Source organism: Microbacterium sp. USTB-Y (assembly GCF_023703415.1).
Taxonomy (GTDB): Bacteria; Actinomycetota; Actinomycetes; order Actinomycetales; family Microbacteriaceae; genus Microbacterium.
Map to the genome: position 1 here is coordinate 298,618 of NZ_JAGMTU010000003.1, position 13,880 is coordinate 312,497.

Consider the following 13,880-nt stretch of genomic DNA (forward strand, 5'->3'; position numbering starts at 1 on the left):
CCTCGTGGAATGCAGGCTACTCCGCGGTTTCGAGCAGCCGCGCCCAGGGGTGCGAGGCGGGTCCGGTGCCGATGCCGTCCCAGGCCGTGCGGCGAGCCGGATCCGGATCGGGAACGCATCCGGCGCCCGCCTCTCCGAAGCGGAACTCGTGCCGCTCCGTCTCCGAATAGGCGCGCCAGGCCGGATCGGGGATCCCGGTGCGCGCGAACCCGCTCAGGCATCGGTCTGCGGTCCGATCCGGGGTCATGCCGAAGAACGCCGGCACCTCCGCGCCGTGGGCGGCCGATCCTGTCGCCCCCGGCAGGTCGTACCGGTACACGTAGGTCGCCGTGGCGCCTCCGGCCAGGCGCGCCTCTGCGAGACGGAGACTGCGGATGCGGAACTGGTCGGAGGCGATCGTCAGCCAGAGCTCGCCCGGCGGGGCGGCGGGGAGGAGCCCGCGGTAGGTGCGCAGCAGCGCATCCGCGTCCTGCGGATGATCCAGCCCGTCCGCGACGAGACGCTGCAGCTCCTGGGGCGACAGGTCGCGGGATGCGGCGTCCGGATCCATCCCGAGCACGATGTGGGACTCGTCGCGGGCGGTGCCGACGATGAGCGGGATGCGGGCGCCGATGCCGGCTCCGGCCGCCGCCGTGGGGGCGAGCGGAAGCGGGGCGCGGCCGACGACGGGCGAGAAGCGCATGCTGTGCGGACCGGGGACGGCGCCCGCGCCGAGGTGCTCCTGCATCTGCAGGAGCACCTCGGTCGGCACCCCGCGGAGGCCGGACACGAGACGGTCGGCGTCACCGGTGAGCGCCAGCGCGTCGACTGCGGCGGCTCGGGTGTCGCCCGCGCGCGCGGGGTCGTTGAGGTCGAACTCCGGGCCGGCCATGATCACCGCGCCGTGCATGAGCCCCTCCGCCGCCGGCGTGCTCAGCAGCATCGACGTCTTGCCTCCGCCGCCCGAGTGCCCCACGACCGTGACGCGGTCCGGGTCGCCGCCGAAGGCGGCGATGTTCCCCTGGATCCAGTGCAGCGCCGCGATGAGGTCGAGGTGACCGGCGAGACCGGATGCGGAGACGCCGAGGGGCTCCAGATCCAGGAACCCGAGCACGCCGAGCCGGTGCGTCACGGAGACGACGACCAGGTCGTGTTCGGCGCTCAGTCGCGCCCCGTCGCTGTCGGGTTCGAGCGAGGAACCGGCGAAGTAGCCTCCGCCGTGCAGCCAGACGACGACGGGGCGAAGGCCGTGCACGGACGGCGTGACGACGTCGAGGAAGAGGCAGTCCTCGCTCATGCCGCGCCCGGCGTCGGCCAGCGGGCTCGCGGGCTGAGGCGCGATCGGCCCCGGCGACGCGGATCCGCGGACCCCCGTCCACGGCGGCATCGGCACCGGCGGGGCGAACCGCCTCTCGTCCACCGGGGCCAGGGCGTAGGGCACCCGATGAAAACGGAGCAGGCCGCCGTCCCGGTGGCCGGCGAGACGTCCCGAGGGCGTGGACAGGAGGAGCTCAGGCACGCGCGGCCTCGGCTTCTGCGGCCCGGATGTGCTCGCCGATCAGCGCGGAGATCCGCACGGCCGCGGTGTCGAGCAGCCAGTGCCCGCCCTCGTCGAGCTCCACCATCCGGAACGGGCCGCGCGCGAACCGTGCGCAGAGCGCGGCCGTGGCCGGCAGCAGCGCCGGGCCCTGACTGAAGACGTAGAGCGCCGGCACGGCGACCGGCGGGACTTCGGCCATCGCCTCGACGGGGATGAGGTGCCAGGCTACTGCTGCCTCGAGCACCTCCGGATCCCGCAGCCGCGCGACCGTCTCGCGGACCAGTTCCGGGCGCATCCCCGATGCGGCGAGGAATGCCCTGAGTCCGGCGGCGTCGTCGCGCAGCAACTGCTCCGCCGCCGGGCGCGGAGGGCTCATGCTCTCCAGCTCGTCCCAGGCTCGGCGCTGCGCCGGGTCGGTGCGCACCCCTTCGGCGAAGGCCGCAGGGTGGGGGAAACGCAGCGCGGTGAGTGATGCGATCCGGTCCGGATGCGCCGCGGCGGTCGACCAGCTCTGCAGCGCGCCCTGACCGAAGCCGGCGAGGTGCACACGATCCCATCCGAGCGCATCTGCGACGCCGACCGCGTCGGCGACCACCGCATCGAGCGAGTACTGGTCCAGCGGCACCCTCGCCTCCGGCGAGTAGCCGCGCTGATCGAAGGCGACCGTGCGGATCCCCTGCTCCGCGAGCAGCGGGGCGACGCGGTCCCAGCTCCCCGCGTGCTGCGGGAAGCCGTGCAGGGCGAGGAGCGGGACGCCGTCCGCGGGCCCCCAGGAGACGGCGTGGAATCGGAGGCCTCCGGCGTCGACGGCGAACTCGGACGATGCGTCCGTCGCGCCCCGCCCGCCCGTCACGGGCGGGCCTTCGAAGCGGCCGCAGCGGACCCTGCCGGCACCGTGGCGGGGAGCACCACGTCCTCGATCGCCTCTGCGGTAGGCCGAGCACGCCGGAGCAGCACCGCGGCGACGATCCCGGCGACGGTGGGCACCGCGATGCCGAGGAAGAGCTGGGTCGTGCTGAACCCCGCGGCGAGCATGGCGCCTCCGGCCCAGCCGCCGCCGAGGCGACCGATCTGCCCTGCCCCGTTCGCCCAGGAGACGCCGGTCGCGTTCGCCCGCGCGGGATACAGCGCGGTCGCAAGAGTGGGAAGCACGGCGTTGGATCCGGCGATCGTGAAGGCGATCGCGCAGATCGCCGCGAGGAAGCCCCCGATTCCGAGATCGACCACGGCGAGCAGGATGATCCCCACGGTGCCGACGCCCCAGACCGCGGCCAGCACGGAGCGCGGGTCCCAGCGTCGCAGCGCGAAGCCGAGTCCGAGCTGCCCCAGCAGACCGCACAGGCCGAACAGGCCGGTGACGAGCGCCGAGCTCCCCGCGCCCAGACCGTAACGCTCGACCATGAGCGGCAGATAGGTCGCGATGAGGTAGGCGACGCCGAGACCGACGGCGAAGCAGATCCAGGTGAGGATGGTGGACACGAGATACCGGCGGGCGAACAGCGTCCCGACGGCGCTGCGGTCATCGGCGGCCGCCACCGGCGCGAGATCGTCGAACCGTTCCGGTCGACGCGGCAGCACGCGCAGCAGGAACGGCACCAGCACGAGCGAGAGAGCGCCGCTGATGATCACCAGGGCCCGCCAGCCCGCTGTGGGGATGACCACCGCAGCGAGCACACTGCCCAGGATGAAGCCGAACGCTCCGCCCGACCAGACCAGGCTCACCATGTGCGATCTGCTGCGCTCGGAGGCGAGCTCCGCCACCTGAGCGATGACGACCGGCACGAGAGCGCCGAGTCCGACACACGCGGCCAGCCGCACGATCATCAGCCCGGCCATCCCGGGGACCGCCGCGGTCGCGACCGTCAGCAGCGAGAACTCCAGCGCGCAGACGACGATCACGGGCCGGCAGCCGAAGCGGTCGGCGAGCGGGCCCGCGAGGTAGCCGCCGATCGCGCCGGCGACGACGCTGAGGGTGACGAGGAGAGTGATGTCCTCGATGCTCGTCCCCCACTCCTCCATGACGCGAGGGAAGACGAAGCTCGCCACGACGAGGTCGAGTCCCTCGGCGACCATGGCCAGCATCAGGATGAACAGGGCGAGACGGATCCGAGGTCGTGCAGTCGACGTTGACATGTGAATCTCCGGGCTCGGGTTGACCGGCACGAACAGTGCCGTGCGGGCACGCTAACGAGCCGCGGAGCCGTTCGGCATCGGCGATTCCCCAACTCGTTCCCGTCGATCCCACAGCGAGCGCCGGCGTGCCGCACTTCGCACGGAGATGTGCGCTTGACTCGGAGAGATTCCCGCTTTTCGTCCGAGGTTGCCGCACAGTTCCGAACGAAGCGCCCGCGGGACGCTCACGCGGAGAGCGGATGCGGCCGGGGGATCCCCGCCGCGGGACGCCACCTAGCCCTCCGCCGCCCGCACGGCCTCCAGCAGCGCCACCAGCGGCCGCGGGATCCGGGCGGCGGGCAGCGCCGCGATCACATCGGCCGCGAAGACCGTCTTGCGTCCGCTCGCCGTGCCCGCGAACCGGTGCAGCTGCGCGTCGACGGAGCGCACGCGCTGCGCGGGCTGCCCCTGGAACACCCGGAACAGCGCGAGCTCCCCGCGGGCATCGAGGGTCTGCAGCACCAGCTCGGGGCCGGCGGCCCGGATCACCTCGTCCTCCAGATCCTGCTCGCATCCGAAGAACCCGCATCGGGCGACCGCCGCCGGGTCGGCTTCGCCGGCGGGCAGCAGGCGGCCGGCGACGAGAGCGCCGACCACGTAGCGCAGCTCGGCCGCGTCATAGAGCCCGAGCACCGGCACCGCCGGATCCCGTCGCTCCAGCCAGGAACGCAGGTTCGTGATGCCGCCGAGCGAGACCACGTCCGCACGGAGCTCCTCCCCGCGCACGCGCGCCGCCGCGATCAGGGCGAGCCGGTCGCTCTCCCCTTCGACCAGGACCACGGGCGGCACGAGCGGTCAGACCCGGGTCAGCGGAAAGTGCGGAGGGGGCGGGAGCTTCACCTGGATCGGGTCTCCGGGAGCCACGGATCCGCTGCGCGAGACGATGCCCATGACGCCGGCGAGACGGACGACCCGGCCCTCATCATCGGTGCGCACGACCTGCTTCAGCAGCCCCGGCTGGAAGTCGTTGATCTGCTGGCAGGGGTTGCGCAGCCCGGTCACGGTGACCACGGCCTGGGATCCGATGCGCAGCCGGGTCCCGACCGGGAGCGCGAGCAGATCCACGTCGCCGGTCGTGATGTTCTCGCCGAGGCTCCCGGGGGCGACCTCGTGTCCCGCCGCGCGGAGGTCGGCGAAGAGCTCTTCGTGGATCAGGTGCACCTGGCGGAGGTTCGGCTGCGACGGATCCGCCGCGACCCGGGAGCGGTGCTGCACCGTCGGACCGGCATGCGCATCGCCGACGACCCCCACGCCCTCGACCAGCGCGATCTCGCCGCGCGGGGCTTTGCTGAACCCGTGCACGGGGCTGGAATGAACCGCGACCACTCGACCCGTCATGGGTTCATCGTGCCACGCCGTGCATCTCGACAACCCGACCGCACGCGCACGCCGCCCCACCCCGACGAAGCCCGGGCGCAGCCGTCGCGAGCGGGCCCGCCCCGCCGCCGGCCGCGCTCCTGATTCCGGCGCGCCGCTACCCTCCGTTCACCCCCACCCACGAGACTTCCTGCATGAGCAACGGCGATCATCCCGAACCCCAGGCTGCCGCGAACAGCGGAGCCGTCGCTGTGGTGGGTCTCGAGCTGCGCGGGGACGAGCCGGCGCCCAAGAAGCAGGTCTACTCCTGGGCGCTCTGGGACTGGGCGACGCAGCCGTTCCACTCGGTGATCCTGACCTTCATCTTCACGGCGCTGTATCTGACGTCCGACGCGTTCCTGCCTGCCGGGCTCGCCTCGCTCCCCGACAAGGACCCGGCGAAGGTCGCCGGGATCGCCGAGCTCACGAGCGGCCTCGGGCTCGGCGGCACCATCGCCGGCTTCGCGATCCTGCTGCTCGCCCCCGTGCTCGGACAACGCGCCGATGCGGCCGGCCGCCAGAAGTTGTGGCTCGGGATCGGCACCGGCGCCCTGATCCTGTGCATGCTCGGGCTCTGGTTCGTCACGCCGAGTCCGTCGCTGTTCTGGCTGGGGGTCGCGCTGATCTCCGCCGGCGTGGTCTTCAGCGAGATCGCCTCCGTGAACTCGAACGCGATGCTCATCTCGATCGCGAACGCGAAGACGGTCGGACGGATCTCGGGCCTCGGCTGGGGCTTCGGCTACCTCGGCGGCATCGTCGCGCTCGTGCTGGTGATCGTGTTCTACATGGCGGACTGGTTCGGACTCTCCGCGGACGGCGGGCTGCCGTTCCGCATCATCGCGGTGGGATGCGCGGTGTGGGCGATCGCATTCTCGATCCCGATCTTCCTGAACGTGCCGGAGCCGTCGCTGGGCCGGGCGGACCGGAAGGTCGGCTTCTTCGCGTCGTACGCGCTGCTCGTGAAGGACGTGATCGGGCTCTACCGCAACCCGAGCACGCGCACCACGTTCTGGTTCCTGGTCGCGAGCGCCGTGTTCCGCGACGGCCTGGGAGCGGTCTTCACCTTCGGCGCCGTGATCGCGAGCACGGTCTTCCATTTCACGTTCCTCGACCTCGTGATCTTCGGCGTCGCGGCGAACCTCATCGCCGGCGTGTCCACGATCCTGGCCGGGCGTCTCGATGACCGCTGGGGTCCGAAGCGGCTGATCCTCATCTCACTCGCCAGCATGTGCGTCGCGGGCATCGCGGTGTTCGCCCTGGTCGACACCGGGCCGATCGCCTACTGGATCGGCGGCCTGATCCTGTGCGCATTCGTCGGTCCCGCGCAGTCCGCAGGGCGGTCGTTCCTGGCCCGGGTCACCCCGGCGGGCCGGGAGGGCGAGGTCTTCGGCCTCTACGCCACGACGGGCCGCGCCGCGAGCTGGATCGCCCAGGGCGCGTGGACGCTGCTGATCATCCTGACCGGCAACACGAAGTTCGGGATCCTCGGGATCGTCGCCGTGCTGCTCGCCGGGCTCCTTCTGCTGCTGCCGGTCAAGGAGGCGCGGAGCAGCGTCCGCCTCTCGCACTAGAGCCGGTTTTCGACGCTCAGGTCGCACTTTCTGCGCCGAACGACGGCTCTGAAGAGCAGATAGTGCGACCTGAAGCAGATCCCGGGCCCGTCCGCGGATCCGGCGACGGATCCGGCTACTCGTCCAGCGGCACCAGGAGCGCCGGCTCCGCGCCCGCCGCGCGCAGGCGGTCCCGCATCGCTCGCGCCGCGAGCAGATAAGGACGCTCGTCCTGCAGCAGCAGCGACCTCGAGTTCGCCTCCTCGTTGAGCGCCGCGAGCTCGAACGCGAGCAGCTCGGGATCCGTGCCTTCGGCGAGCTCCCCCGCGGCGATCGCGAAGCGCGCCTGGGCTTCGAGGTAGCCGTACCAGTCCACGAGCGCGGAGCGAACCGCGTCGCGCACCGGACCGGGCTTGGAGTCGACGTCGGCGGCCGTCGCGGCGAAGAAGCAGCCGCCCGTGAACACCCGGTCGCGGGAGTAGTCCAGCGCGTTGCGCAGCAGCGCCGAGAGCCTCTGCGCGCCCCGCGGGGCGGTGCGTGCCCGCTCGACGATGAGCGCGGTGAAGACGTCCCTCGCCGCCGCGACGGTGGCCAGCTGCAGCCCCTCCTTGCTCTGGAACAGGGTCGCGATGCTGCTCTTGCCGCGGCCGGACGCCGTGGCCAGCCGCCCGATCGTGAGCCCGTCGAGGCCGTCGACCGAGGCGAGGTCGGTGGCGCTGTGCAGCACCGTGCGCCGGGAGGCGTCGCCGCGCGTGCGCCGCCCATCCGCGGCGGGGCGCGACGGGACCGTCACGCTCTCATGCGGATCCTGAACGGCGGGCTTCGACATGCCCCTAGTGTACGTACGATCGTTCGCGTAATCTACGTATGAACGTACGTATACTTTTCGCTCGCCGAAGGAGACCCGATGCTCGCCACCGCCCGACTCCTCGCCGCCGGCGTCCGCGCCTCCGGCCCGCTCCTGCCCGCACTGTCGGCCCGGCTCGCGCTGCGCCTGTTCTTCACGACCGCGCCCCGCATGGCCGTGCGCGATGCCGACCTGGCCACGCATCGAGAGGCACGCCGCGAGCGGATCCTGCTCCGCGGATCCGAGGTCGTCGCCTACCGCTGGGGTCGCGGCGAACGCGCCGTCCTGCTCCTGCACGGCTGGCAGGGGCGCGCCTCCCAGTTCGCCCCGCTCGTGCGCGAACTCGTCGCCGAGGGGTTCCGGGTGACGTCGTTCGACGCCCCGGCGCACGGCGCGTCGGGCGGCAGCGACACCGACCTCCGCGACTGGGTGGAGGTCGCGTCGCTGCTCGAACGCGCCGACGGGCCTTTCCACGCGATCGTGGGTCACTCGTTCGGCGGACTCGCCGCCCTCACCGCGGCGCGCACGAGCACCCCCGCACCCCGGGTCGCCGTGATCGCGGGCGCCGCGTCGCCGGCGGCGTTCCTGGCGGAGTTCTCCCGGGCGCTGCAGCTGAGCCCTGCGGTCGCGGAGCGGTTCGAGCGCCGATTCGCGGCGCGCTTCGGGCTCGACGCCGCCGGGGTGGCCGCCGCCTACGACGCGGCGCGGGATCCGCTCCCCGCGGAGACCGCGCTACTCGTGGCCCACGATCGCGCCGATCGCCGGATGCCCGACGCCGATGCGCTGCGTCTGCATGCGGCCCACGGCGGCCGGTCCACGCTGCTGCGCACGGACGGCCTCGGGCACAACCGGATCCTGCAGGCCGACGCCGTGCTGGACGCCGTGCTCGACCTCGCCCGCACCGATGCCGATCCGTCACCGTCGCCATCGCCGCGCCTGCGGACAGAGCGCACCGTCCCGCCGATCCCGGACCTCCGCGATGGTGTCCGGCGCGAGAGCGGAGCACCGCACCCCGCGACCGCGCACTGAGCGCCGGCCGGCGCGAGGGCGCTCAGCTCCAGTTCGCCGCGACTTTGGCGAGCAGGCGGGCGAACTCCGCCTGCTCCTCCGCCGTCAGCGCCGACATCGCGCGACGCAGCATCTCCCGCCGGTCCCCCCGGACGCCCCTGCCGAGACGCCGCCCCTCATCGGTGAGCACGATGCGGGTGCGCCGGGCGTCGTCCGGATCGGCCTCCCGACGCAGCCAGCCGCGCTCCACGCCCTGCTGCACCAGGCGGGACGCCCGCGGCTGATCCACGCCGATCGCCTCGCCGAGCGCGCTCACGCTGAGCGGACCCGACGCCAGCGCCTCGAGCATGCGGACGCGCGCGGGGGCCTCCCCTCGCACTCCACTCCAGACTCCGACACCCTCGGATCCGCCCTCGCGCCGCCGCCCGTGCGGCCCGCGGTGCATCCCCTCGTGATCCCCGTGCGCGCCGTACGGACCGCCGTGCCCGTGGAACCCGTCGTGCGCGCCTGCGGCGTGCGGATCCCCGAAGCGATCGTGCGCGCGCGGCAGCCGGGGCCCGCGCCCGCGCAACAGGCCGAGCGCGGCGACGATCGCGTCGAGGGGATCCGGGTTCTCAGCGTCTTGAGGCACGAGCTGATTTTACATGCGACTTGACATGGATCCCAATTGCATGTCACACTGCATGTACATGCCAGATGACAAGCATTGACAGGATCCTTCCTCCGCTCACGTCGTTCCCGTCGGTAACACCGGGGGGCTCGGGGCCCTGCCGCCGCCCGAGGGCGTGAGCCGACGTCATCCTCAGACCAGAACAGGAACACCATGAACACCTCAGAGAACACACCCGAGAACGCATCCTCCGACCAGAGCCGCCCGTTCGGCTTCTGGATCACCGCCACCGACCGCCTGCTGGCGGCCCGGTTCGCCACCGCCTTCGAGGACGAGGGGATCACCCGCCGCGAGTGGCGGGTCCTCAACGTCGTCGACGGCACGGTCCCGATCGGCCGCGAGCTCCCGGACCGCGCCCTGCGCCCGCTCCTCGATCTCGGCTGGATCGAGCGCACCGCCGACGGATGGGCGCTCACAGCCGACGGCTCCGCCGCCCGTGCTCGGCTCAGCACCGCCGTCGAGGAGATCCGCGACGAGGTCGCCGCGCTCCTCGACCCGGAGGAGTTCGCCACGATGGCGGCCTCCCTCGAGAAGCTCGCCCGCGGGCTCGGCTACGAGGAGGGCACGCGCCTCCCCCGTCGCCGCGGCACGCGTCGCGACGGCGACCGCGACCACCGGCGCGGGCATGGGCACCACCGGCACGGGCGCTCCGCCCACGGCGAGCACCGCGACCACGACGGGCGTCACGGGCACGGCGAGCACTCCGCTTCGTGCGAGCACGCCGGCCACCACGGGCGTCACTGCCACGGCGAGCGCACGGCGCACGACGAGCGGGCCGGTTTCGGCCGGTTCGCGGTCCAGCCCGGTTTCGTTTGGTTCGCCGAGCAGCCCGGCTTCGGCCGCGAGTGGCTGCGCCGCGAGCACGGCCACGGCGAGCACGCCGGCGGCAGGGGACCGCGCGGCGGAGACCACCGCCACGCCCCCGCGCACCTCCACATCCACCTGCACGACGGCCGCCACAACGGCTGATCGCATCCCCTGCGGCCCCCGCGCCCTCACCGGCGCGGGGGCCGTCTCCGTTCTCCCGTCGAGCGCCGGCGAGCCCGACCGCCTTCCTCAGCGCGAGGAATACGCTTGCCGCGTACGCTGTTGCCCCCTGGCATGACCCTTCTCGCGCCCGGCCCGTCGCCCGCGGCCGTCCCGGGTGCGGCTGCGCCGTCCGGGGGCGCGGTCGAAGCCCTCCTCTCCGCGATCGACGTGCAGTTGCGCCGGCAGGTGCGGATCGCACCGGATCCGGCCGAGACCATCGCGCTCGACCGGGACGCGCTGTCGATCGTCTACGTCATCGACGGCGCGGTGCACACCCGCTGCGGCGACAAGCCGCTGTCGCTCGCCCAGGGCGATGCCCTGCTCACCCCGGGCCGCGTGCCGATGTCGGTCAAGACCGACCCGGGGACGCGGATCCTGGTGTCGACCCTCACGCTCGTCCCGCACGCGAGGCACATCGCCGACGCGCTGCCCGATGTGGCCCTGGTGCGCGATTTCGCCCACCACGAGCCCGCCGCGGCGGCTCTCGCCTCGCAGGTCGGGCTCGACATGACGACGCTGCCCGTCGATCCCTCGGCGATCCAGGAGGCGAGCCGCGACGGCGATGCGGTGGTCTGCCGCATGATGGCGAACACCGTGCTCGTCTCGGTGATCCGCGCCTGGGCCGCGCACGGCTGCGCCCCCGCCGGCTGGCCCGCGCGCACCAGCGACCCGTTCCTGGAGAGAGTGATCGAGGCGATCCACGCGGCCCCGGGCAACGACTGGAGCGTCGAGGGGCTCGCCAGCGTCGGCGCCATGTCCCGCACGGTCTTCGCAGAGCGGTTCCGCGCAGCCTTCGGCGTCTCTCCGGCCAGCTACGTGACCGAGGTGCGGATCCGCGCCGCCCAGGACCGGCTGGTGCTGGGGTGCCTGGTCAGCGAGATCTCCCGCGACCTGGGCTACAGCTCGGATGAGGGCTTCAGCCGCGCGTTCCGCCGGCGCACCGGGCAGACGCCCACCGCCTGGCGCGAGGCCCGCACGGCCTGAGGCCGCGGCGCGCCCTGTCGCGCCGCCGGCCCATCGATCGGGCCGCGCCTGACAATGCCGGATCCCGCGGGCTCCCCGCCGTCGATTCTGAAGGACGATGGCAACTTCTGAGGATGGATCCGCCCGGGTCCTCCTTCAGAATTGGCATCGTCCTTCGGAACTGAGGGACCGCCGCCCGGGTCAGCGGGCGCGGCCGGCGAGCCCGAAGAGCACGGCGCCGACGACGAGCACGACGGCACCGATCGTGTACACCTGGGCGATGCCGATCCCGTCCACCAGCGCCCCGCCGACGGCCGCCGCCGTCATGATCGCCGCCTGGAAACCCATGACGACCAGGCTCCCGCCCGCCTCGAGACGGTCGGGCATCCGGTGTCCGATCCAGGTGTTCACGATGAGCAGCCAGGAGGCGAAGAAGAAGCCCCAGAGCAGCACGATCGCACCGATCGCGAACAGGGATCCCGACAGCAGGATCAGCAGCAGCACGGTCGCCGCCATCGCGAGCGGCGCGATCACGGCGAGCACGCGGTACGCGCGATCGACGAACATCCCGAACACGATGTTGCCGACGAAGCCGCCGACGCCGAACAGGGCGAGCAGCACGATGACGGTGCTCTCGCCGATCACGGCGCCTCCGTCCTGCACGCGCTCCAGCGCCAGGCGGATGTACGTGTAGGCCAGGAAGTGGCCGAGCACCACGAGCACGTGCCCGACGATGCCGAGCCCGATCCCCGGACGACGAACCGTCTCCACGAGGGCGGACAGGCGCGCGGCGCCCTCGGCCGGCACCGACGGCAGCAGGATCCGCAGCGCGACCGCGAGCACGGCGGTCGCGCCCGCGGCGATCCCGAAGACGCCGCGCCAGTCGACCGCCTGGCTGAGCAGCACACCCAGCGGAATGCCCGCCACGGTCGCCAGCGTCGTGCCGGCCGTGGTGAACATGACCGCGCGGCCCAGGCGCTCGGGGCCGGCGATCCGCGCGGCGACCGTCACCGACATCGACCAGAACCCGCTGAGCGCGCCGCCGAGCAGCACCCGGGCGAGCAGCAGCAGCGGCAGGCTCGGAGCGACCGCCACGATGACGTTCGACACCGTCGCGCCGACCGCCATCCACACGAGCAGCGAGCGCCGGTCCAGACGCGGCAGCATGAGCCCGATGGTCGGGGCGACGATGAGTCCTGCGAGGGCGGTCACGGTCACCATCTGTCCGGCCTGCCCCGGGGTCACGCCGATCTCCGCGGCGATGTCGGTGAGCAGACCTCCGGGGAGGAATTCGGCGGTGACGAGCAGGAAGCTCGTCGCCATCATGACGAGCAGCGCGCCGTAGCGCATCGGCTGCGGGCCGACGCCGGAGGCGAGAGGCACGGGTGCGGTCGTGGTCATGCTTCCAGCCTTCCGTGCGCGCGACGTCCGCGCCCGATCATGCGTCCGGCCGATCCGACCGATCGTCCGGATCGCGGTCCCTGTGCCGCGGTCAGAAGAGCGGAACCAGGGCCGGGAACGAGGCTGCGGCCACCGGGAACGGCCAGGCGCCGTTCGCGACGAGCACGGCGATCAGCACGATCGCGCCGATGAGCAGCACCGCCAGGAAGAGGAAGACGAGCGCGACGAGGCCGAAGTATCCGCCGCCGCCTCGTTCCGGAGCAGGCGGCGGCCCGGGACGCTCGGGCGGCAGCGCGGGGAGCGGAGACAGCCCGTCCGAGGCGGCAGGCGCGGGAGCGGAGTGAGGCGCCGGGGGCGCGATGGCTACGACCGCGGGGGGCGGCGCCGTGGGCCCGGGAGCCGGCTCCTCCGGTCCGGGAGCCGACTCGCCGAACAGGGCGGGATCCGGATCCGCGAGGATCGCGGCGAGACCCGGGGTCTCCTCGGCGGGGGCCGCCTCCTCCGGGGCCGCGAGCAGGTCGGCGAGCGCGGCGCTCTCCTCCGCGGGGGCGATCTCCGGGTCGGCCAGGAGGCCGGCGAGGCCGGCGCTCTCGGCCGCGGGCGCGTCGGGATCGGGCGCGGACGACGGGCCGGGGTGCGACGCAAGCGGCTCCGGAGCGTCCGATGCGAGCGGATCCGGCGCGTCCGACGCGAGCGGATCCGGCGCGGCCGACGCGCCCGGGTGCGACGCGAGCGGATCCGTCTCCTCGCCGGACACGTCAGGCCCCCGTGGACCCCGCGTCGGTGACGCCGACGTCGGTGCGGTGGAAGTTCTGGAAGGAGCGCGACGCCGTGGGCCCGCGCTGCCCCTGGTAACGGTTGCCGTACGGCCCGGATCCGTAGGGGTTCTCCGCGGGGGACGACAGCTGGAAGAAGCACAGCTGCCCGATCTTCATGCCCGGCCAGAGCTTGATCGGCAGGGTCGCGACGTTCGCGAGCTCGAGCGTGACGTGACCGGTGAAGCCCGGGTCGATGAAGCCGGCCGTGGAGTGCGTGATGAGGCCGAGGCGCCCCAGCGAGGACTTGCCCTCGAGGCGCGCGGCGATGTCGTCCGAGAGCGACACCTGCTCGAAGGTCGCGCCGAGCGCGAACTCGCCCGGATGCAGCACGAACGGCTCGTCCGGGTCCACCTCGATCAGCCGGGTCAGCTCGGGCTGGTCCTCCGCCGGGTCGATGAACGGATACTTGTGGTTGTCGAACAGGCGGAAGTAGCGGTCCAGCCGCACGTCGATGCTCGACGGCTGGATCATCGACGGTTCGAGCGGATCCAGCCCGATCCGCCCCGCGTCCAGCCCCGCCCTGATGTCCCTATCGCTCAGCAGCACG

Annotated in this window: 14 protein-coding genes; 4 read left to right on the plus strand and 10 right to left on the minus strand. The window is 72.9% G+C overall.

Translation table 11 applies throughout. From position 1 onward, the window contains the following. Positions 1-16: 16 nt before the first annotated feature. From J8G10_RS08615 to J8G10_RS08635, 5 genes are all read right to left on the minus strand, one after another. Positions 17-1,498 (minus strand): carboxylesterase/lipase family protein, encoded by a 1,482-nt coding sequence (locus J8G10_RS08615; RefSeq protein WP_251443177.1) that lies wholly within the window; start codon positions 1,496-1,498, stop codon positions 17-19. Then, on the minus strand, positions 1,491-2,372 hold the full coding sequence (locus J8G10_RS08620; RefSeq protein WP_251443180.1) for an alpha/beta fold hydrolase: 882 nt from the start codon (positions 2,370-2,372) through the stop codon (positions 1,491-1,493). Before J8G10_RS08620 ends, J8G10_RS08615 begins: the two co-directional genes overlap by 8 nt. Beyond that, entirely contained in the window at positions 2,369-3,652 is a 1,284-nt protein-coding gene (locus J8G10_RS08625) for an MFS transporter (RefSeq protein WP_251443183.1), read from the minus strand. The genes J8G10_RS08620 and J8G10_RS08625 overlap by 4 nt, the downstream gene beginning before the upstream one ends. 273 nt (positions 3,653-3,925) lie before the next feature. After that, on the minus strand, positions 3,926-4,471 hold the full coding sequence (locus J8G10_RS08630; protein WP_251443185.1) for a hypothetical protein: 546 nt from the start codon (positions 4,469-4,471) through the stop codon (positions 3,926-3,928). A 15-nt stretch (positions 4,472-4,486) separates the two neighbouring features. Beyond that, on the minus strand, positions 4,487-5,029 hold the full coding sequence (locus J8G10_RS08635) for an MOSC domain-containing protein (RefSeq protein ID WP_251443188.1): 543 nt from the start codon (positions 5,027-5,029) through the stop codon (positions 4,487-4,489). A 173-nt stretch (positions 5,030-5,202) separates the two neighbouring features. Between J8G10_RS08635 and J8G10_RS08640 the strand changes: the two genes are divergently transcribed. After that, on the plus strand, positions 5,203-6,618 hold the full coding sequence (locus J8G10_RS08640; protein WP_251443190.1) for an MFS transporter: 1,416 nt from the start codon (positions 5,203-5,205) through the stop codon (positions 6,616-6,618). Positions 6,619-6,733: 115 nt separating this feature from the next. On the opposite strand, the gene J8G10_RS08645 is transcribed toward J8G10_RS08640, so the two are convergent. Beyond that, positions 6,734-7,426, minus strand: a complete 693-nt coding sequence (locus J8G10_RS08645) for a TetR/AcrR family transcriptional regulator (protein ID WP_251443193.1) — start codon at positions 7,424-7,426, stop codon at positions 6,734-6,736. A gap of 78 nt (positions 7,427-7,504) precedes the next feature. On the opposite strand from J8G10_RS08645, the gene J8G10_RS08650 reads away from it, so the two are divergent. After that, positions 7,505-8,473, plus strand: coding sequence for an alpha/beta fold hydrolase (locus J8G10_RS08650; protein ID WP_251443195.1), 969 nt, complete (start codon positions 7,505-7,507; stop codon positions 8,471-8,473). A 22-nt stretch (positions 8,474-8,495) separates the two neighbouring features. Here the strand turns inward: J8G10_RS08650 and J8G10_RS08655 are convergent, their stop codons facing one another. Next, positions 8,496-9,083, minus strand: a complete 588-nt coding sequence (locus J8G10_RS08655; protein WP_251443197.1) for a MarR family winged helix-turn-helix transcriptional regulator — start codon at positions 9,081-9,083, stop codon at positions 8,496-8,498. A gap of 192 nt (positions 9,084-9,275) precedes the next feature. Here J8G10_RS08655 and J8G10_RS08660 point away from each other — a divergent pair, with 192 nt between their 5' ends. Further along, entirely contained in the window at positions 9,276-10,091 is an 816-nt protein-coding gene (locus J8G10_RS08660; RefSeq protein WP_251443199.1) for a MarR family winged helix-turn-helix transcriptional regulator, read from the plus strand. 132 nt (positions 10,092-10,223) lie between these two features. Then, on the plus strand, positions 10,224-11,135 hold the full coding sequence (locus J8G10_RS08665) for a helix-turn-helix transcriptional regulator (protein WP_251443201.1): 912 nt from the start codon (positions 10,224-10,226) through the stop codon (positions 11,133-11,135). A gap of 180 nt (positions 11,136-11,315) precedes the next feature. On the opposite strand, the gene J8G10_RS08670 is transcribed toward J8G10_RS08665, so the two are convergent. The 3 genes from J8G10_RS08670 to dcd form a co-directional block, all read right to left on the minus strand. After that, on the minus strand, positions 11,316-12,515 hold the full coding sequence (locus J8G10_RS08670) for an MFS transporter (protein WP_251443203.1): 1,200 nt from the start codon (positions 12,513-12,515) through the stop codon (positions 11,316-11,318). Between the two features lie 91 nt (positions 12,516-12,606). Then, positions 12,607-13,272, minus strand: coding sequence for a hypothetical protein (locus J8G10_RS08675; RefSeq protein WP_251443206.1), 666 nt, complete (start codon positions 13,270-13,272; stop codon positions 12,607-12,609). 1 nt (position 13,273) lies between these two features. Then, on the minus strand, positions 13,274-13,879 hold the full coding sequence (gene dcd / locus J8G10_RS08680; protein WP_251443208.1) for a dCTP deaminase: 606 nt from the start codon (positions 13,877-13,879) through the stop codon (positions 13,274-13,276). Position 13,880: the final 1 nt, after the last annotated feature.